This is a genomic window from Streptomyces katrae (assembly GCF_002028425.1).
GTDB classification, from domain to species: Bacteria; Actinomycetota; Actinomycetes; order Streptomycetales; family Streptomycetaceae; genus Streptomyces; species Streptomyces katrae_A.
Genome location: NZ_CP020042.1, coordinates 3,669,464 through 3,688,948 on the forward strand (window position 1 = coordinate 3,669,464; position 19,485 = coordinate 3,688,948).

The following is a 19,485-nucleotide window of genomic DNA, read 5'->3' on the forward strand; positions in this document are numbered from 1 at the left end:
GTTATCCGGAGATACCGACCGCTATGCGGACGATCAGGCCCCCGTGGTGTGGCGGTCGGCGACGGTGAGGGCCGCGTCGAGGAGCGCCAGGCCCTCCTTGGCCTCGGCGTCCGTGACGTTGCACGGGGGGACGACGTGCGTCCGGTTCATGTTGACGAACGGCCACAGTCCGGACGCCTTGCAGGCCGCCGTGAACTCGGCCATGGGAGCGTTGTCGGCGCCGGCGGCGTTGTACGGGACGAGCGGCTCGCGCGTCTCCTTGTCCCGTACGAGCTCCACCGCCCAGAAGGTGCCGAGCCCGCGGACCTCGCCGACGGACGGGTGGCGCTCGGCGAGCTCGGCGAGCCCGGGGCCGATGACCTCGGCGCCGACACGGGCGGCGTTCTCGACGATGCCCTCTTGCGCCATCGTGTTGATCGTGGCGACGGCGGCGGCGCAGGCCAGGGGGTGGCCGGAGTAGGTCAGTCCGCCCGGGTAGGGGCGGGTGGCGAAGGTCTCGGCGATGGCACCGGAGATGGCGACGCCGCCGAGCGGCACGTATCCGCTGTTCACGCCCTTGGCGAAGGTGATCAGGTCGGGGGTGACGTCCCAGTGGTCGGCGGCGAACCACTTGCCGGTGCGGCCGAAGCCGGACATGACCTCATCCAGGATGAAGACGATGCCGTAGCGGTCGCAGAGCTCGCGGACGCCGGCCAGGTAGCCGGGCGGCGGGGTCATGATGCCGGCGGTGCCGGGCACCGACTCCAGGATGATCGCGGCGACGGACTGCGGGCCCTCGAAGGCGAGGGTGTCGGCGAGGTGGGCGAGGGCGCGCTCGCACTCCTCGGCCTCGGTGGTGGCGTGGAAGGGCGAGCGGTAGAGGAAGGGGCCCCAGAAGTGCACGACACCGGCGGAGGCGGTGTCGGAGGGCCAGCGGCGCGGGTCGCCGGTGAGGTTGATCGCGGCGGCGGTGGCACCGTGGTACGAGCGGTAGGTGGACAGCACCTTCTGGCGGCCGGTGTGCAGCCGGGCCATGCGGACGGCGTTCTCCACGGCCTCGGCGCCGCCGTTGGTGAAGAAGATCTTGTCGAGGTCGCCGGGGGTGCGCTCCGCGATCAGGCGCGCGGCCTCGGAGCGGACGTCCACGGCGAAACCGGGCGCCAGGGTGCACAGCTTGGCGGCCTGCTCCTGCACGGCCGCGACCACCTTGGGGTGCTGGTGGCCGATGTTGGTGTTGACCAGCTGGGAGGCGAAGTCGAGGAAGCGGTTCCCGTCGTAGTCCCAGAAGTAGGAGCCCTCGGCCCCGGCGACGGCCAGCGGGTCGATCAGGGCCTGGGCGGACCACGAGTGGAAGACGTGAGCGCGGTCGGCGGCCTTGACGGTCGCGCCGGTGACATGAGGGGTCATGGCGTCACGCTAGAAGTGCGCAGGTGGGAAGGGATATCGGCGGACTGTATGGGGGTGGGGGGCCGCCCTCGGCAGTCTGTCGGCCCGGAGCGGTATTGACAGCATGCTGTCATGAGGGGAGCGTGGTGGTGTCCCTCCCGCGCTCCGTCCGCTCGTATCCCGGAGGCGTCCCATGAACACCCCGATCGCTGCGGCCACCCCCGTCGCCGCGGCCCACCCGGTCGCCGCGGCCACCCCCGTCGCTGCGGCCACCCCAGTCGCCGCGGCCACCCCCGTCGCTGCGGCCACCCCAGTCGCTGCCGCGGCCGCCCCCGTCGCTGCGGCGACCCCGGTCACTGCGGCGGCCCCCGCGACCACGCGGCCCGTGCACCTCGCGGTCTACGACACGTACGCGGACTGGGAGACCGGCCACACCACCGCGCACCTCACGCAGCGCGGCCACCGGATCCGCACAGTCGGCCCGGCGGCCGGGGTGCCGGTCACCACCATGGGCGGCCTGCGCGTCCAGCCCGACCTCTCCCTGGCCGACCTGCGCCCCGAGGACTCCTCGCTGCTGATCCTGACGGGCGCGCGGCTGTGGGACACCGGCGACGAACTGGCCCCGTTCGCGGCCAAGGCCCGCGAGTTCCTTGCGGCCGGGGTACCGGTCGCGGCGATTTGCGGGGCCACGGCGGGCCTCGCCCGGGAAGGCCTGCTGGACGACCGCCCGCACACCAGCGGGGCCGCCGCCTACCTCGCCGCGCAGCCGGGGTACGGGGGCGCCGCCCGGTACGTGGAGGCCGACGCGGTCACCGCGGGCGACCTGATCACGGCTGGGCCGACGGAACCGGTGGCCTTCGCCCGGGAGGTGTTCGCCCGGCTGGGGGTGTACAAGCCGGACGTACTGGACGCCTGGTACCGGCTCTTCCACGACTCCGACGCCGGCGCCTTCCCGGTCCTGATGGCGGCGGCGGAAGCCGGCGATGCCTGAGCCGGTGCCGCGGGATCCCGCAGAGCCCCTGTCCGGGCGGGAGCGGCAGGACCTGCTCAGCCGGACCGCGCTCGGCGTCTTCCAGCTGAACGGCCAGTTCCTCGCCGTCTCCGAGGAACTGGCCCGGCCGGCGGGGCTGACGGCCGCGTGGGGGCAGGTGCTCGGCGCGGTACTGACGGATCCGCTGCCCGTCGCCGGGATCGCCCGGAAGATGGGGATCACCCGGCAGAGCGTGCAGCGCGTGGCAGACCTGCTGGCCGCCAGGGGGCTCGCCGAGTACGTGCCGAACCCCGCGCACCGCCGGGCCAAACTGCTCCGTCCGACGGAGGAGGGGCGCGCGGCGATCGCCCGCATCGGGCCGGCCCACGCGGAACTGGCGGCCCGGCTGGCGGCCCTCCTGGGCGAAACGGCCTTCGCGGAGACGGCGGCGGCACTGGAACGCCTGTCCCAGGCCCTGGCCACGCTGGCGTCGGAACCCGGCGGCTGTGCAGGCCGGGTCCGGCGCCTCGAGCTGGACGGGTCGGACAGCGCCCCTCTCACGTATGACCGGGACTAGGGCCTGTGTGATGTCGTGATCAGTTGCTGGGTTCTGCCCTCTTCGTGGAGCGGAACCCGGTAGGACTGTGGCCGTGACGCGTAGGCAACTGACCGATGCCCAGTGGAAGTTCATCGAGCCGTACCTGCCGATCGGCAGGTACGGACCGTACCCCGAGCGACTGCGGGAACAGTTCGAAGGGGTGATCTGGCGGTTCCGGTCCAGTGCCCAGTGGCGGGAGATGCCCGCTGAGTTCGGGCCCTGGGCCACCGTCTACGGGCGCTTCCGCGTCTGGCGGGACGCCGGCGTCTTCTCCGCCCTGCTGGAAGGCCTGATCGCCGCAGCGGCCCGCACCGGGAGAACGGACTTGTCGCTGGTCAGCGTGGACTCCACCACGGTCCGCGCCCACCACGACGCCGCCGGGATGCGTATCGGCGAGGACCTCATGGAGGCCCTGGAAGAGGCTGCGCGCGAGCAGGAGGAGGCCCGGAAAAAAGGGGCGGACCGGAGGAACAGAACGGACAGGCCGAGCGCCGGCGCGTCCGGCTCAGACGCAAGCTCCGCATGAAGGAAGCCCTGCTCGGCAGGTCCCGCGGTGGACTGACGACCAAGATTCATCTCGCCGCGGACCGGCAATGCCGTCCGCTCGCGTTCGTCCTGACCGTCGGACAGGCCGCCGACAGCCCTCAGTTCATCCCTGTGCTGGGCAAGGTGCGGGTCCGGCTGCCCGTCGGCCGCCCCCGCACCAGACCCGGCGCGGTCGCCGCGGACAAGGCCTACTCATCCCGCGGCAACCGCACCTACCTGCGCAAACGCAACATCAAGGCAGTCATCCCGGAGAAGAAGGACCAGGCCGCCAACCGGAAGAAGAAGGGCGCAAGGGGCGGCCGGCCCGTCAGCCACGACGCCGGCCTCTACAAAGAGCGGAACACCGTCGAACGCCTGATCAACAAGCTGAAGGCCTGGCGAGGCATCGCCACCCGCTACGACAAGGCGCCCCAGAGCTACCTCGCCGGCCTCCACCTCCGCGCCACAATGATCTGGATCGACGACCTCCTGAAGACCGCCGACTGATCACAACATCACACAGGCCCTAGGACTGGAGGGGGGTCCGGGCGGATTGCGTCATCCGGTGAGCCGGTCCAGTTCCTCCGTGATGGCGGTGCGTACCGCGTCGTGGCGGGGTGCCAGGGCGTGGCGGTCGCCGCGCCAGTACTCCTCGTCCCGGTAGAGCCAGACCGGCATCCGGACGAGGTCGGCGGGCTCCCAGTCGTAACGCGGCCAGATGTGGGCGTGCAGGTACGGGTCGGTGTTGCCCAGGATCTCGATGTTGACGCGGCGGAAGGCCGGGTCGAGGCGGGCGCAGGCGCGCTCGACGGCCTCGGCGAACCGGTCCAGGTCGGCGAGGTAGGCGGTGCGGCGGGCCGGCGTGAGGTCGGAGAGGCGGGTCACAGCGGGGTCGTCGGTGAGCAGGACGGAGTAGCCGGGGAGGAACTGCCGGTCCCCGATCGCCGCGAATCCTGCCTCCAGGCGGCGCAGGACGGTGGGGTTCTGCCCCCGGTGGGCGCTGCCGATGCGGTCCTGCCGCCAGTCGTTGCCGATGTCGATCATTCCCGGACCCTAGCCGCGGCGCTGGCTCTCAGGTAGGGCGCGTCATACCTGAGAGCCAGTTTGAAGGCGGCTCCGCAGTGTGATGCCGACCAGGGGTCCGGATTCCTAACTTCGGTACCGGAGCGGGCGAGTGCCCGATCGGGAGCGAAGTACGGGGGCACCGCCATGAACAGCCGGCTGAACAGCGAGGACTGCAACGGCAACGGCAACGGCAACGGCAACGGCAACGACGTCGACGGCGACAACGGCCGCGGCGGCCGGTTCCGCGGCCGTGGGGGCCGGCTGCGGCGCACGCTGCTGGCGGGGATCGTCGCCGCGGCCGTGGTCGTCCCCGTGTCCGCCGCCGCTTCCCCCCGGGTACCGGCGCCGGCGCCGGCCGTGTTCGCCGAGTCCGCCGCTCCGCGCGACCGTTATGCCGCCAACCTCGCCAACCTCGCCGAATCGGCCCGGATGGCCGAGGAGGCGGGCCGGGTCGAGCGGGCGGCGAAGCTGCGGGAGATGGCGTCGGCGGGAGAGGGGGACGCGCGGTTCCTCACCTTTGACGGGCGGGGCAGGGGCCGGGCCATAGAGGTCTTCGGCGATCTGGGCGCCGCCGACCGGATAGCGGTGCTGGTGCCCGGCTCCGACACGACCCTGGACACCTACCGGCGCTTCCGCGACGGCGCGCTCAGCCTTCAGCGGCGGCTGACGGAGGAACACCCGCGCTCCGCGGTGATCGCCTGGCTCGGGTACGACACCCCGGGCACGGTCAGCACCACCGTGCTGACCGCCGACCGCGCCGACGAGGCCGCCGCCCAGCTCGGACCGTTCCTGACCCGGCTGCCGGGTCTCGCCCCGGCCGGCGCCCGGATATCGCTGCTGTGCCACTCCTACGGCTCGGTGGTCTGCGCCCGCACGGAGACCGGCCCCGGGGTGACGGACATCGCCTTGTTCGGCAGCCCGGGTACGGGGGGCGCTTCCGCGGCCGGACTGCCGACCCGGGCCCGGGTGTGGGCCGGGCGGGGCAGTGAGGACTGGATCGGGGGCGTGCCGCATGTCCGGGTCCACGGGGTCGGGTTCGGCCCCGATCCCGTGGACCCCGCCTTCGGCGCCCGGGTCTTCGCGGCGGGCACCGCCGGGCACAGCGACTACCTCAAGCCCGGCACCGCCTCCCTCGACAGCCTGGCCCGCATCGTCCTCGGCGCGGAGGTGGTCCCGCATGTCTGAGGTGCGCGACCGGTGGGCCACGCTCGCGGAGCGGGTGGACCGTGCGACCCCGGCCGGGAGGGACCGGGCCGTGGACGCCCTGCGGGCCTTCGCGATCCTCGGGGTGGTGCTCGGGCACTGGCTGGTCACCGCCCTGACCACGGGCGACGGCGCCCTGCAGGGCACGAGCCCGCTGGTGCGCATGCCCTGGCTGGCCCCGGTGTCCTGGGTGTTCCAGACCCTGGCCGTGTTCTTCCTGGTCGGCGGCCATGTCGCGGCCCAGGGGTACGCGTCGGCGCGGGCGCGCGGGGTCGCGTACGGGGACTGGGTCCGGCAGCGGCTGGGGCGGCTGTTCCGTCCGGTGGCGGCGGTGGTCGCCCTGTGGGTGGTCGTGGCGGGCGGACTGCTGCTGGGCGGGGCCGGAGGGGAGACCGTGGAGACGCTGCTCACGCTGGCGTGGTCGCCGCTGTGGTTCCTGCTGGTGTTCGCCGCGCTCACCGCCGCGACTCCGCTGGTGGCCCGGCTCAGCCCGGTGTGGCCGCTGGCCGTGGTGGCGGGGGTCGACGTGTGGCGGTTCGGGCTCGGCGGGCCGCAGTGGGCCGGCTGGGTCAACGTGGCCGCCGGCTGGCTCGTCCCCTACACCCTGGGGGCCGCCTGGGCCCGGGGGGCGTTCGCCCGGCGGCGTCCGGCCCTGTTGCTGCTGGGCGGTGGGGCGGCCGCCACCGCCGCGCTGGTCCTGTGGGGCGGGTATCCGGCGTCGATGGTGGGGGTGCCCGGGGCGGCGATATCGAACCTGAACCCGCCGACGCTGGCCGCCGTCGCGTTCGGTCTGGCCCAGTGCGGGCTGGCCCTGCTGGTGCGCGAGCCGCTGGCCAGGGCGATGCGCCGGCCCCGGACCTGGGCGAAGGTGGCGTTGCTGAACCTGTCGGCGATGACCGTGTTCCTGTGGCACCAGACCTCGATGATGGCCGTCACCGCGCTCGGACTGCTGGTCTCCACCGATCTGCCCGGGCTGCACACGGTGCCCGTCTCGGTGGGCTGGATCGCCGCCCGGCTGCTGTGGCTGCCGGTGTTCGCCGGGGTCCTGGCCGTCTGCTGGGCCGCGTTCCGGGTCCACGAGCGGCCCCGGCCGCGGGCGGCCGGCCGTGTCGCGGGCGCTGCGGACACCGCCGCGGACACCACCCGTACCAGCCGTGACCGGCGTCCGGCAGCGGCCCCGGGAGGCTTCCGTGCCTAGGCGGTCCCTTTCGGGTCGACCCGGGCCCGGCCTGCTCCCCAAGACACTGCCTACGCTGGGCGGCGTGAACGAGCAGAGCGTACCCCCGGCACCGGTGACCTCCCCCGAGCGGGACGGCCGCGCCCAGCACGGGGTGGCCGGGCAGTTGTTCACCCTCCGGCGGGACCCGCTGCCGCCCATGAAGCGGCCCCGGTGGCTGGCCCGGCTGCCGCACGGGCTCATCGTGTACGCGGCCGTCTTCTTCGGGTTCATGACGTCCCTTCAGCTCCAGGACCACTACGGCGTGCACGATCCGCGCATCGTCGTCCTCTCCTTGTTCACCGGCTTCTCGATCGTGGCCGCGATGTTCCGTCCGATCGCCGCCTGGTGGCTCGGGCTGGTGACGGCCGGGTTCATCGCCTCCACGATCCACGGCCACGTCGGACCGGGCCAGAGCTGGCCCTGGACGCCGATCGGGCCCTTCGCCTTCGCGCCGCTGGTCCTGCTCGTGGCCCTGCGCGTGCCACCGAAGGTCACGGCCGCGGTCATCGGGGTCTCCATCGCCGCCACCGGCGTGGCCGAGGGGGCGTTCAAGCCCGAGCACAGCCAGAGCAGCGCGATCGGCGCACTCCTCGTCTTCGGCTTCGCCGGGCTCCTCGGGTACGCCCTGCGCGCCACCCGGCTGGCCCGCAGCCAGCTCGTCGCACAAGAGACCTTGACCGAGGAGGAGCGGGCCCGGCGGACCCTGCTGGAGGAGCGCAGCCGCATCGCCCGCGAGCTGCACGACGTGGTCGCCCACCACATGTCGGTGATCTCCATCCAGGCGCAGGTCGCCCCGCACCTGGTGGAGAACCCTTCCGAGGAGCTCAGGGAGAACCTGGCGGGCATCCGCGAGAACGCCCTGGAGGCCCTGACGGAGCTGCGCCGGGTGCTGGGCGTGCTGCGGTCCGAGCAGCCCGGGGATCCGGCCGGCCCGCACCATCCGCAGCCCACCCTCGCCGAACTGGACGGGCTCGTGGACAACGTGCGCGGCGCCGGGCTGGAGGTCACCCAGGAGGTGGCGGGGATCCGGCGGCCCCTGACCCCGGGCGTGGAGCTGACCGCGTACCGGATCGTGCAGGAGGCGCTCAGCAACTGCCTGCGGCACGCCCCCGGTTCCCGGGTGGAGGTCGGCATCGCCTACGGGCCGCGTGACCTGCACCTGTGCGTGGCGAACTCCGCTCCGACCCGGCCCGTGCCCCCCTCGCCGGGCGCCGGGCACGGGCTGCTCGGGATGCGGGAGCGGGCGGGCATGCTGGGGGGCGAACTGGCCGCCGGGCCGCGCCCCGACGGCGGGTACGAGGTGAGCGCCGTCCTCCCCGTGGACCCGCCGGGCCGGTCCTCCCACGAGACGAAGAAGGACGCATGAGCACTCCGATCAGGGTGATGATCGCCGACGATCAGATGATGGTCCGGCAGGGCTTCACCGTTCTGCTCAACGCCCAGCCCGACATCGAGGTGGTCGGCCAGGCCGTCGACGGGTCGGACGCGGTGGCGAAGGCCGCCGAACTCGGGCCGGACGTGGTCCTGATGGACATCCGCATGCCCGGGATGGGTGGCATCGAGGCCACCTCGGTCATCACCGCCGTCCCGGACTGCGCGGTGAAGGTCCTCGTGCTGACCACCTTCGACCTGGACGAGTACGTGTACGAGGCGCTGCGCGCCGGTGCCTCCGGGTTCCTGCTGAAGGACGCCTCGGCCGATCAGCTGGCCGAGGCGGTACGGGTGGTGGCGGCCGGGGAGGCCCTGCTGTCGCCGAACATCACCAAGCGGCTGATCACCGAGTTCTCCCGGCTGGGTGCCCCGCGCGCGCCGTCGAAGGCGCGGCTGCGGGACCTGACGGAGCGGGAGACGGAGGTGCTGTCGCTGATCGCCCAGGGGCTGTCCAACGCGGAGATCGCGGAGCATCTGGTGCTGGCGGAGCAGACGGTGAAGACGCATGTGGGCCGGATCCTGGTGAAGCTGGGCCTGCGGGACCGCACGCAGGCGGCGGTGTTCGCGTACGAGACGGGTCTGATCCGTCCGACGGGCTACTGACGGGCCCGTGTAGTACCTGAGAGGGACCCCGGGAAATCCCCTTCAGCGGCGACGCGGACGAACCGGGCCCCGGCCTACGGTGAAGGCATGACCGAGACGACCACCGGGGCGACCCCCCGGCCTCCCGAACTGCGGCTGGCTTCAGGCTTGATCCAGAGCCTGCGTGACGACCTGCTCACCGATGCCTTCGCCTACCGGCCGCTCGCCCCGATGCGGACCGACGGGCGGCTGCCCCGGCTGCTGCCGCGGCGGATACGGCCGAAGGCCGCCTACCTGCCGCATGCGGCGGTGGCGGCGATGGCGTTCTTCGTGTTCCTGCTGGGGAACACCGACAGCTTCGACGGGGTGCCGCCGGTCCAGGCCCTGGTGATCGGCGTGCTGGCGGCGGTTCCGGTGCTGATGACCCTGGTGCGGCCGGTGGGCGCGTTCTGGGCGGCCCTGGCCGTCACCGCGGTGCTGTCCATGCTCCAGGACCGGATCATGGTCTGGCCGTGGTCGCCGGCCACCTTCGTCGGGCAGCTCGCGGTGATGGCGTTCGTGGCGATGCGGACCCGGCCCCGGGTGGCCGGATGGATGTGGGTCATCACCCTGGTGTTCGGGACGGCCCTGCCGGTCCTCGTGGGCTCCGCCGGTTCGGTGCAGCCGGCGCCGATGGTGGTCGCCTCGGCGGTGCTGCTGCTGGCGGTGACCGTGCGCAACACCCGGCGGGAGGCGAGGCAGGAGGTGACGGCGCAGCAGGAGGTGACGGCCGTCGAGCGGGACCGGCGGACCCTGCTGGAGGAGCGGACGACCATCGCGCGCGAGCTGCATGACGTGGTGGCGCACCACATGTCGGTGGTGGCGATCCAGGCGGAGGCGGCCCCGTACCGGGTGAAGAACCCGCCGCCGGAGCTGGAGGCGGCCTTCGCCACCATCCGGGAGAACGCGGTGGCGGCGCTGACGGAGCTGCGCCGGGTGCTGGGTGTGGTCCGGTCCGCGGACTACGAGGCCCCCCAGGCCCCGCAGCCGACGCTCGCCTCGCTGGACGGGCTGCTGGCCAATGTGCGGGAGGCCGGGCTGAGCGTGGACAAGACGGTCACGGGGGCGGTGCGCGAACTGCCGCAGGGCGTGGAGCTGTCGGCGTACCGGATCGTGCAGGAGGCGCTGAGCAACAGCCTGCGGCACGCGCCGGGGGCGTCGGCCGGGGTGGAGCTCTCGTACGTGCTGGGGGGCTTGGGGATACGGGTGGTCAACGGCCCGGCGGTCGGGGACGTCCGGCCCTCGCCGGGCGCCGGGCACGGGATCACGGGGATGCGGGAGCGGGTGGCCATGCTGGAGGGGGAGATGACGGCCGGGGAGAGCGCGGGCGGCGGGTACGAGGTGGCCGTGTTCCTTCCGGTGCGCAGCCGGCCGCAGCCGGAGGAGTCGCCGGTATGACGATCAGGGTGTTGATCGTCGACGACCAGATGATGGTCCGCGAGGGGTTCTCCGTCCTGCTGAACGCGATGGAGGGCATCGAGGTCGTCGGTGAGGCGGTCGACGGTCGGCAGGCGATCGCGCAGGTGGCGGCGCTGCGGCCGGACGTGGTGCTGATGGACATCCGGATGCCGGAGATGAACGGGCTGGAGGCGACCCGGCACATCGTGGCGGCCGACACGGACGCGAAGGTGCTGGTCCTGACGACGTTCGACCTCGACGAGTACGTGTACCAGGCGCTGCGGGCGGGGGCTTCGGGGTTCCTGCTGAAGGACGCGTCCGCGCGGCAGCTGGCGGAGGGGGTGCGGGTGGTGGCGGCCGGGGAGGCGCTGCTGGCCCCTTCGGTGACGAAGCGGCTGATCCTGGAGTTCTCGAAGCTGTCGGAGGTCGCCCGGGCCCCGGATCCGGCGGGGGTGGGGGAGTTGACGGAGCGGGAGACGGAGGTGCTGGTGCTGATCGCCCAGGGGCTGTCCAACGCGGAGATAGCCGACCGGCTGCTGGTCGCGGAGTCCACGATCAAGACGCATGTGAGCCGCGTCCTGGTGAAGCTGGGGCTGCGGGACCGTACGCAGGCGGCGGTGTACGCCTACGAGACACGGCTGGTGACACCGGCTTAGGCTGCGGGGATGGGCTTTGATCCGTGGGACGCCGGCTTCGTCGCCGATCCGTACCCCGCCTACCGGGAGTTGCGGGAACGGGGGCGGGCCGAGTGGTCGCAGGCGACCGGGCAGTGGCTGGTGTCGCACTACGCCGATGTGAGCGCGCTGCTGCGGGACCGCAGGCTGGGGCGGACCTACCTGCACCGGTTCAGCCACGAGGAGTTCGGGCGCGAGGCCCCGCCCCCGGAGCACGAGCCCTTCCACGTGCTCAACGGCAACGGGCTGCTGGATCTGGAGGATCCCGCGCACGGGCGGGTGCGACGGCTGGTGTCGAAGGCGTTCACCCCGCGCACGGTCGAGCGGCTCGCGCCCGCCGTGGAGCGGCTGGCGCGGGAGCTGGTGGCCGGGCTGCTGGCCGAGGGCGGCGGGGACCTGCTGACGGCCGTCGCCGAGCCGCTGCCGGTGGCGGTGATCGCGGAGCTGCTGGGGATCCCGGAGGCGGACCGCGGGCTGCTGCGGCCCTGGTCGGCGGACATCTGCGGGATGTTCGAGCTCCGGCCGGACGCGGAGACCGCGCGGCGGGCGGTGACGGCCAGTGTGGAGTTCAGCGCCTATCTGCGGGAGCTGATCGCCGAGCGGCGCCGGCGGCCCGGCCCGGATTTGATCTCCGCGCTGATCGCCGCCCACGATGAGGGGGGCCGGCTCAGCGAGCAGGAGATGATCTCCACCTGTGTCCTCCTGCTGAACGCCGGGCACGAGGCGACGGTCAACACCACCGTCAACGGCTGGTGGGCCCTTTTCCGCAATCCCGCACAGCTCGCCGGGCTGCGCGCGCTCCCCGGATCCCCCAGTCCCGAAAAGTTGTCCACAGCTGTGGATGAACTCATGCGCTACGACACACCCCTACAAATGTTCGAGCGCTGGGTGCTCGACGACATCGAGGTGGGGGACACCGTGATCCCGCGCGGTGCCGAGGTCGCCCTGCTCTTCGGGTCCGCCAACCGGGACCCCGCGCGCTTCGAGGACCCGGACACGCTGGACCTCGCCCGGGCCGACAACCCGCACCTGACGTTCGGCGCCGGCATCCACTACTGCCTGGGCGCCCCGCTGGCCCGCCTGGAGCTGGTCTCCTCGTTCGGCGCGCTGCTGGACGAGAAGGTCCCGCCGATGCGGCTCGTCCGGGAGCCGCAGTGGCAGGAGGGCTACGTCATCCGGGGCCTGCGGGAGCTGCCGGTCGAGTTCTGAGCGGCGGCTCCCGGGGCGGGCCGCCCCGGGCGGCGCGGCCTCAGGGGCGGCGCGGCCTCAGGGGCGGGGCAGCGTCAGGGACCAGGCCGACGGGTGGCGGGTCCAGGTGCGGCGGCGGGTCGGGGCGCCGGGCTGGGCGTGGTCGGCGCGGTAGTGGAACGCCGCAGCGGGGCCCGTCACGGACACCGTCACCGCCTCCCCGTGCCCCGTCAGCGGCGCCCCGCCCCGGACCCGGACCACCACCCGGGCCGGCCCGCCGTCCTCCCGGGTCCGTACCGCGACGTCCTCCACCGGCCGGTCCTCGCCCACCAGCACCACCCCGTCCACCTCCACCCGCAGCGACTGCACCGGCCGCCCCGCCCCGGGCGCCGCCGCCGGAGCCGGCAGCAGCGTCCGCAGCAACGACCGGTACCCCCCGGCCCGCCGCGCGGCCTGCGCCGGGGGCGGGCCGGTGATCCGCAGACCGCCCAGCACCACCCCGCCGCAGTCGTCCACCAGCAGGTCCCGCGGCCGCGGGACCCCGTCCAGCGCGGCCCGCGCCGCGAACACCGCCGACAGCGGCACCCCCAGCGAACGCGCCAGCGCCAGCGACCCCGCCGGCCCCACCGGCACGAGGGAGACGGCGGCGTCCCCGGGTCCCGGCTCCCCGTGCAGCAGCCCCACGGCCCGCACCAGCGCCCGGTCGTCGCCGACCACCACCGGCCGCCGATGACCCCGGCGGGCGAGCGCCCGCGCAAATTCCTCCTGCGAATCCGGGAGGCAGATTTTCGCCGCAGCCCCCGCTGACAACACATCCTTCGCGATTCGCACGGACTCGCCGTCAAGACGGCGGGCGACCGGGTCGACGAGCACGAGCAGACCGCCTACCGGCGCGCCCGCATGGCTCATGGTGGGCTCTGGAGCCGACACCTCGGTCCTTCCTCGGGTAGCATCTTTGTGCAAGAGGCCCTTGCGCTATTGCGCCAGGGCCTTCGTCTATTCCGGGGCACCGGTCCGACGGCTCAGCCTGCGGTGTACATCGTCGTACGCCCCCTGACCTTGGACATGCCCCATCCGGAAGAGGTGTACGCCTGTGCCCGCTCTTGTGCTGCTCGGAGCTCAGTGGGGTGACGAGGGCAAGGGAAAGGCCACCGACCTGCTCGGTGGTTCCGTCGACTATGTGGTGCGCTACCAGGGCGGCAACAACGCCGGCCACACGGTGGTCGTAGGTGACCAGAAGTACGCGCTGCACCTCCTCCCCTCCGGCATCCTCTCCCCCGGATGCACGCCGGTCATCGGCAACGGTGTCGTCGTCGACCCGGCCGTCCTGCTCTCCGAGCTGCGCGGCCTGAACGAGCGCGGCATCGACACCTCCAAGCTGCTCATCAGCGGCAACGCGCACCTCATCACGCCGTACAACGTCACCCTCGACAAGGTCGGCGAGCGCTTCCTCGGCAAGCGCAAGATCGGTACGACCGGCCGCGGCATCGGCCCGACCTACGCGGACAAGATCAACCGCGTCGGCATCCGCGTCCAGGACCTGTACGACGAGTCGATCCTCAGCCAGAAGGTCGAGGCGGCGCTGGAGAACAAGAACCAGCTGCTCGCCAAGCTCTACAACCGCCGCGCCATCGAGGTCGACGCGATCGTCGAGGAGATGCTCCAGTACGCGGAGCAGATCAAGCCGTACGTCGCCGACACCACCCTGATCCTCAACAACGCGCTGGACGAGGACAAGGTCGTGCTCTTCGAGGGCGGCCAGGGCACCCTGCTCGACGTCGACCACGGCACGTACCCCTTCGTCACCTCCTCGAACCCGACCGCCGGCGGCGCCTGCACCGGCACCGGCGTGGGCCCGACGAAGATCAGCCGCGTCATCGGCATCCTCAAGGCCTACACCACGCGCGTCGGCGCCGGTCCGTTCCCGACCGAGCTGTTCGACGAGGACGGCGAGGCGCTGCGCCGCATCGGCGGCGAGCGCGGCGTGACCACCGGCCGCGACCGCCGCTGCGGCTGGTTCGACGCCCCGATCGCCCGCTACGCCACCCGCGTCAACGGCCTGACGGACTTCTTCCTCACCAAGCTCGACGTGCTGACCGGCTGGGAGGAGATCCCGGTCTGCGTCGCGTACGAGATCGACGGCAAGCGCGTCGAGGAGCTGCCCTACTCGCAGACCGACTTCCACCACGCGAAGCCGATCTACGAAACCCTGCCGGGCTGGTCCGAGGACATCACCAAGGCCAAGACCTTCGCCGACCTGCCGAAGAACGCGCAGAACTACGTGAAGGCGCTGGAGGAGATGTCGGGCGCCCCGATCTCCGCGATCGGCGTCGGCCCCGGCCGCACCGAGACGATCGAGATCAACTCGTTCCTGTAAGCAGGACGGCGGTACGGCATACGGCGGTACGGCGCTGAGGGGCGGGGCACGCGATGCGTGCCCCGCCCCTCCGTCGTACCCCGGCCCCTCCCTGCTCAGAACACCTCGGCGACGAGCCGCTTCTGGGCCTCCCCGAACAGCTCCCCCACCCGCATCATGTCGAGCCGGGCGTCCCCGCAGGTCAGCGAGGCGGTGAAGGTGGTGGCGCCGTCGGGCGAGCTGAACATCAGCGCGCCCCAGCCCCACATGCCGCCGTTGTGGGTGTAGACGGTGCGGCCGTCCTCCGTCTGCTGCACGAACAGCCCGAGGCCGTAGCCCAGCTTGGGGTGCGGCGTGCGCATCTCCTCCAGCAGTCCGGCCGGGAGGATCCGGCCGCCCATGAGGGCGGAGAAGAAGACGTGCAGGTCGCGGGTGGTCGAGATCATGTCACCGGCGGCGGAGATCCAGGAGGGGTTCGAGCGGGTGACGTCGAGCGTCTTCCACTCCTCCCCGTCCTGGTAGGTGTACATCGCGTGGGCGTGCGGCTCGGGGATCTCCGGCGAGTCCTCCGGCGCCACGGTGCCCGTCAGGCCCAGCGGGGTGAGGATCCGGCGCCGCATCTCCTCGGCGTACGGGCGGCCGGTGACCTTCTCGACCAGCAGGCGGAGCAGGACGTAGTTGGTGTTGGAGTAGCTCCAGTCCGCCCCCGGCTCGAACCGCGCGGGCTTGGACAGGGCCAGCCGGACCAGTTCCTCGGGCCGGTAGGTGCGCAGCAGGTTGTCCACCCATTCCCGGCCTTCCCAGGCAATGCCCGGGGCGGTCGTCCCGTCCTCGTAGTACTCGCCGGTGAAGTTGAACAGCCCGCTGGTGTGCTGGAGGACCATCCGCAGGGTGATCCGCGGGTCCAGGCCGTACTCCGGGAGGTGGTCGGCGACCGGGCCGTCGAGCTCCAGCCGGCCGTCGGCCACCAGGAGGAGCACGAGGGTCGCGGTGAAGACCTTGGTGTTGCTGCCGATCCGGAAGTGCCCGTCGGCCGGCGGCGCGGCGCTCCGGCCCGGCTCGGCCACCCCGGCGGTGCCGACCCACTCTCCGCGCGGGTCGTTCACCCGCAGCTGCATCCCGGCCCAGCCGGAGTCGACGATGTCCTGGATGGCCTGCTGGAGCTCGGGGCGGTGGTCGTCGGTCATGGTGGTGCGCTCCTTGGGTGTGGTGGGGAGGTGGTGAGGCGGGGCGGGAGGTGCGGTCGCGGAGGCTTCTTCTGCCGCCGTCCATGCGGGGGGGGGGGGGAGGCCGGTCAGATGCTGCGGGCGGTGATGTCGCCGTAGGAGGTGGTCGCGCGGATGGTGAGGGCGGCCGCGGGGCCGTCGGTGTTGTTCAGGGCGTTGTGGATGCGGCCGTAGCCGGTTCCGGCGTCGAGGGTGGCGCTGACCCCGCGGGCGGCGCCGACCGTGATGGCGCCGTGCTGGGTGGTGAGGGTGAGCTCGCCCTTGGCGGCCTCGGCGATGGTGATGTCGCCCTTCTGGGTGCCGATCTCCGCGGGCCCGTTCAGCCGGCCCAGTACGACGTCACCGGCCTGGACCGTCACCCGCGCGGAGGCGGCCTCCTCGACCTTGACCTCCGCCTGCGCGCCCTCGAAGACGACCTCGCCGAGCGGCCCGGCGGTGCGGAACTCGGCGGCGGCCACGGTCGCGGTGACGTGGGAGCCGGCGGGCAGCTGCACGGTCACCTCCACGTGGCCGGAGTTGCCCATGATCCGGCTGCCGCCGGGTGCGGCGGCGATCCGCAGGACCCCGTCGCGGAACTCGACCGTGGTCTCCTCGGCCGCCTTTACGTCCCGGCTCCGGGACGCGTCGGCCGGGCGGACCTCGACGGTGGCGTCGGAGCGGTCGGCGGCGACGAGCCGGATGCGTCCGGCGGGGATGTCGAGGACGGTCGAGACGGCGGCGGTGGTGGCGAAGGTCTGCATTGTGGTCTCCTGCGCTCGGCGTTGTTTCTGACAGGAGAAACGCTAAGTTGCGTTTGTTGGAGTGGCAACACTGTCGTTGCGTCGGATTCTCATTTTCGCAGATCACACCATTGAAATCGTTGCATCGGCTCGAAATCTAACGCAACGAAACCTGGCCGATCATTGCAATGGACTGCAACTGAACGCTATGCTGGCCGCCTCACCGCGCACCACCGAGGAGGACGCAATGCCGGGAGGCAGACTCACCCAGTCCGAACGCCAGCAGATCGCGCTGGGACTGGCCGACGGACTCGCCTACGCCGAGATCGCCAGACGGCTCGACCGTCCGACCTCCACGGTCACCCGCGAGGTCATGCGCAACGGCGGCCCCGCCTCCTACCGCGCCGACCTGGCCCACCGCGCCACCGAACACCGCGCCCACCGCCGCAAGCAGGCCGCGCCCCGGGGCCCGGAGGCCCCACCGCTGGCCCACGGACGCGACCCCGAGGCGGTGGCCGCGTACGAGGAGACCTTCACGACGGTCCTGATCGCGACGGGCACGCCCAAGATGATGGCCCGGGTGATGACCTGCCTGTACACCAGCGACTCCGGCAGCCTCACCGCGGCGGAACTCGTCCAGCGGCTCCAGGTCAGCCCGGCGTCGATCTCCAAGGCGATCGCCTTCCTGGAGACCCAGGGCCTCGTCCGCCGGGAACGCGACGAACGCCGCCGCGAGCGGTACGTCGCCGACAACGACGTCTGGTACCAGTCGATGATCGCCAGCGCCAAGGGCACCGCCCACCTCGCCGAGACCGCGCGTCAGGGCGTGGGCGTCTTCGGCTCCCAGACCCCGGCGGGCGTCCGCCTGGAGAACATCGCCCGGTTCGTCGACTTCGTCTCCGAGAGCATCGCCCGAGCGGCGGAACAGGCCCGCGAGATCCTCCACACGAAGCCGGAGGCGGGTGCGGAGGCGGAGACGGAGACGGAGGATCCGGACGGGACGGCCTGAGGTTCCTCCCGCCGGGCTGTCACATCACGGCCCGCCCGCACGTCAGTGGGGTGAGGGCCGACGCACACGGCGACGGCCACCACCCGAGGAGACGGGCAGCCATGACGGACAACCCGACCACCGCGACCACCTCGATCTCCCGCATGCCGAACCCGGGCGAGTTCGTGCCGGAACTGGCCGACATCGGCGCCGCCCTCTTCCGCGCCACCGGCAACCGGTCGGTCCCCCGCAGCACGATGAGCCTCGTGCACCTGCGTGCGGGGCAGATCGTCAACAACACCTACCTGACCATCCTGAACACGGGTTTCCTGCGGAAGGCCGGGGTGTCCGAGGAACAGATCACCTCGGTCGCCTCGTGGCAGGACTCCCCGTACTTCAGCCCGGCGGAACGCGCCGCCCTCGCCTTGGTGGAGGCCACCCTCCAGCCGCCGGCACCGGGCAAGGAGCGCGTCTCGGACGAGCTGTACGCGGAGGTGGCGAAGCACTACGACGAGAAGGCGCTGGCCACCCTGACGATCGCGATCGGCCAGATCAACTTCTTCATCGCCCTGGCCGTCATCGGCAAGCCGCAGCCGGTGGAAACGCTGGCCGCGCAGCAGTGGGGCTGAGGGGCGGGGGCCGCCATCTCCCCCTCGAGGGGTAGGGGCCGGGCGGTGTTTGCCCACCCGCCTCACGGCGGGATCCGAGCGGGACGGAACGGGACAACGGCCCGGTACCGGGGATGACCGGGGTTCCAGCTGGGCGGTCTCAGAGAGGGGTTGGGGCTTTCCCGTCAGTCTCATCGTCCTTCCGCGTCGGGCCACCCTGTCAAGGGCGCTCCTTCGTCGCGTCGCTTCGCGATCGCCTACGGCGACCCTTGATAGGCCGTCCCGCCACGGAAAAACGAAGACTGCCGGGAAACCCCCAAAGGAACGGGACGGACGTTCATTGGACATACGGCGGGATCAGCGACCCTTCGGGGTCGTCGGGGGCCGCCTCGCCAAGCATCCGGGCCGACAGGAGAGTCAAACGGGGCCGCGATTCGCGACAGATCGCTACGCGCTCCTCTCGTCTCAGCGTCCGCCGACCGCCTGCGGCCGCTGCCCGCAGGAAAGGACGACAGATTCGGCATCCGGGGCCGGGGGGCGCCACAAATCGCTACGCGCTCCTCCCGTTTCGGCGTCCGGCGGCCGTCTTGGGTCGCTGCCCGCACGCAAGGGCGACGGGATCGGCATCGGGGCCCGGCAGGCGCCCCAGATCGCTACGCGCTCCTCGAAATCCGGCGTCCGGCGGCCGCCTGGGGCTGATACCCGCACCAAATGACGACCGGATGGGCATCCGGGCCGTCGGGCGCGCCAGATCGCTACGCGCTCCTCGGATCTCGGCGGCTGCCGGTCGTCGGGGGCTATTGCCCGCACCAGAAGACGACCGGGAGAGCATCCCGGCCCAAGACGGCCGCCGGACGCCGAGGAAACAGGAGCGCGTAGCGATCTCGGGCGTCTGGGGTGCCCGGATGAGCCTCTCATCGGCATTTGGTGCAGGCAGCGACCCCAGACGGGCAGCGGACGCTGAGACGGGAGGAGCGCGTAGCGATTTGCCGCGCCTGGCGGGCTCCGATGCCGAACCCGTCGCCCTTGCGTGCGGGCAGCGACCCAAGACGGCCGCCGGACGCCGAGATCTCGGCAGCGCGTAGCGATTTGCCGCGCCCACCGGCCGCGGATGCCGAATCTGTCGTCCTTTGCTGCGGGCAGTGACCCCAGACGGGCGGCGGACGCCGAAACGGGAGGAGCGCGTAGCGATCTGCGGCGGGACGGCCGGGCACCGGCCCCGGCGCTTGGGCCGAGGGCCCGGATGCCCGGCGAGGCGGCCCCCGACCTCCCCGCCTGGGCGCTGATCCCGCCGAATGTCCGACTCTGGACCGGACCGTTCCTCTGGGGGC

At 72.4% G+C, this 19,485-nt stretch carries 17 protein-coding genes and 1 pseudogene; 13 read left to right on the forward strand and 5 right to left on the reverse strand.

Translation table 11 applies throughout. The annotated features are described in order from the left end of the window. Positions 1-33: 33 nt before the first annotated feature. A complete protein-coding gene (locus B4U46_RS16520; protein WP_079428250.1) occupies positions 34-1,386 on the reverse strand; it encodes an aspartate aminotransferase family protein in 1,353 nt (450 codons plus the stop codon). A gap of 364 nt (positions 1,387-1,750) precedes the next feature. On the opposite strand from B4U46_RS16520, the gene B4U46_RS16525 reads away from it, so the two are divergent. The 3 genes and pseudogenes from B4U46_RS16525 (at position 1,751) to B4U46_RS16535 (ending at position 3,965) form a co-directional block, all read left to right on the forward strand. Further along, the gene (locus B4U46_RS16525; RefSeq protein ID WP_079431802.1) at positions 1,751-2,356 is read left to right on the forward strand and encodes a DJ-1/PfpI family protein; all 606 of its coding nucleotides are present in this window, start codon (positions 1,751-1,753) and stop codon (positions 2,354-2,356) included. Continuing rightward, on the forward strand, positions 2,349-2,912 hold the full coding sequence (locus tag B4U46_RS16530) for a MarR family winged helix-turn-helix transcriptional regulator (RefSeq protein ID WP_079428252.1): 564 nt from the start codon (positions 2,349-2,351) through the stop codon (positions 2,910-2,912). The genes B4U46_RS16525 and B4U46_RS16530 overlap by 8 nt, the downstream gene beginning before the upstream one ends. Positions 2,913-2,985: 73 nt before the next feature. Continuing rightward, positions 2,986-3,965 (forward strand): annotated as a pseudogene (locus B4U46_RS16535) (IS5 family transposase). 51 nt (positions 3,966-4,016) lie between these two features. Here the strand turns inward: B4U46_RS16535 and B4U46_RS16540 are convergent. Next, on the reverse strand, positions 4,017-4,493 hold the full coding sequence (locus B4U46_RS16540) for an HIT family protein (protein WP_079431803.1): 477 nt from the start codon (positions 4,491-4,493) through the stop codon (positions 4,017-4,019). A gap of 174 nt (positions 4,494-4,667) precedes the next feature. Between B4U46_RS16540 and B4U46_RS38340 the strand changes: the two genes are divergently transcribed. The 7 genes from B4U46_RS38340 to B4U46_RS16575 all read left to right on the forward strand — a co-directional run bounded on the left by B4U46_RS38340 (position 4,668) and on the right by B4U46_RS16575 (position 12,278). Beyond that, entirely contained in the window at positions 4,668-5,708 is a 1,041-nt protein-coding gene (locus tag B4U46_RS38340; RefSeq protein WP_079428254.1) for an alpha/beta hydrolase, read from the forward strand. Beyond that, positions 5,701-6,924, forward strand: a complete 1,224-nt coding sequence (locus B4U46_RS16550; protein ID WP_107438273.1) for an acyltransferase family protein — start codon at positions 5,701-5,703, stop codon at positions 6,922-6,924. The genes B4U46_RS38340 and B4U46_RS16550 overlap by 8 nt, the downstream gene beginning before the upstream one ends. 64 nt (positions 6,925-6,988) lie before the next feature. Beyond that, entirely contained in the window at positions 6,989-8,311 is a 1,323-nt protein-coding gene (locus tag B4U46_RS16555) for a sensor histidine kinase (RefSeq protein ID WP_237292919.1), read from the forward strand. Continuing rightward, complete coding sequence (locus B4U46_RS16560; RefSeq protein ID WP_079428258.1) at positions 8,308-8,979, forward strand: response regulator; 672 nt, start codon at positions 8,308-8,310, stop codon at positions 8,977-8,979. The genes B4U46_RS16555 and B4U46_RS16560 overlap by 4 nt, the downstream gene beginning before the upstream one ends. An 87-nt stretch (positions 8,980-9,066) precedes the next feature. Further along, positions 9,067-10,395 carry a sensor histidine kinase gene (locus tag B4U46_RS16565; protein ID WP_079428260.1) on the forward strand — a complete coding sequence of 443 codons (1,329 nt, stop codon included), beginning with the start codon at positions 9,067-9,069 and terminating at the stop codon, positions 10,393-10,395. Continuing rightward, complete coding sequence (locus tag B4U46_RS16570) at positions 10,392-11,051, forward strand: response regulator (protein ID WP_079428262.1); 660 nt, start codon at positions 10,392-10,394, stop codon at positions 11,049-11,051. The genes B4U46_RS16565 and B4U46_RS16570 overlap by 4 nt, the downstream gene beginning before the upstream one ends. Positions 11,052-11,060: 9 nt before the next feature. After that, on the forward strand, positions 11,061-12,278 hold the full coding sequence (locus B4U46_RS16575; RefSeq protein ID WP_079428264.1) for a cytochrome P450: 1,218 nt from the start codon (positions 11,061-11,063) through the stop codon (positions 12,276-12,278). Positions 12,279-12,335: 57 nt separating this feature from the next. On the opposite strand, the gene B4U46_RS16580 is transcribed toward B4U46_RS16575, so the two are convergent. Beyond that, a complete protein-coding gene (locus tag B4U46_RS16580) occupies positions 12,336-13,166 on the reverse strand; it encodes a diacylglycerol kinase (RefSeq protein ID WP_079428266.1) in 831 nt (276 codons plus the stop codon). Positions 13,167-13,350: 184 nt separating this feature from the next. Here B4U46_RS16580 and B4U46_RS16585 point away from each other — a divergent pair, with 184 nt between their 5' ends. Then, positions 13,351-14,634 carry an adenylosuccinate synthase gene (locus B4U46_RS16585; RefSeq protein WP_045945791.1) on the forward strand — a complete coding sequence of 428 codons (1,284 nt, stop codon included), beginning with the start codon at positions 13,351-13,353 and terminating at the stop codon, positions 14,632-14,634. Positions 14,635-14,729: 95 nt separating this feature from the next. On the opposite strand, the gene B4U46_RS16590 is transcribed toward B4U46_RS16585, so the two are convergent. Together B4U46_RS16590 and B4U46_RS16595 are read right to left on the reverse strand one after the other, a co-directional pair. After that, a complete protein-coding gene (locus B4U46_RS16590; protein ID WP_079428268.1) occupies positions 14,730-15,800 on the reverse strand; it encodes a serine hydrolase domain-containing protein in 1,071 nt (356 codons plus the stop codon). A 107-nt stretch (positions 15,801-15,907) separates the two neighbouring features. Beyond that, the gene (locus B4U46_RS16595; RefSeq protein ID WP_079428270.1) at positions 15,908-16,579 is read right to left on the reverse strand and encodes a DUF4097 family beta strand repeat-containing protein; all 672 of its coding nucleotides are present in this window, start codon (positions 16,577-16,579) and stop codon (positions 15,908-15,910) included. A 226-nt stretch (positions 16,580-16,805) separates the two neighbouring features. On the opposite strand from B4U46_RS16595, the gene B4U46_RS16600 reads away from it, so the two are divergent. Both B4U46_RS16600 and B4U46_RS16605 read left to right on the forward strand, forming a co-directional pair. Next, positions 16,806-17,567, forward strand: a complete 762-nt coding sequence (locus tag B4U46_RS16600; RefSeq protein ID WP_079431805.1) for a GbsR/MarR family transcriptional regulator — start codon at positions 16,806-16,808, stop codon at positions 17,565-17,567. 101 nt (positions 17,568-17,668) lie between these two features. After that, complete coding sequence (locus tag B4U46_RS16605; RefSeq protein WP_107438274.1) at positions 17,669-18,175, forward strand: carboxymuconolactone decarboxylase family protein; 507 nt, start codon at positions 17,669-17,671, stop codon at positions 18,173-18,175. The last annotated feature ends 1,310 nt before the right edge of the window (positions 18,176-19,485 follow it).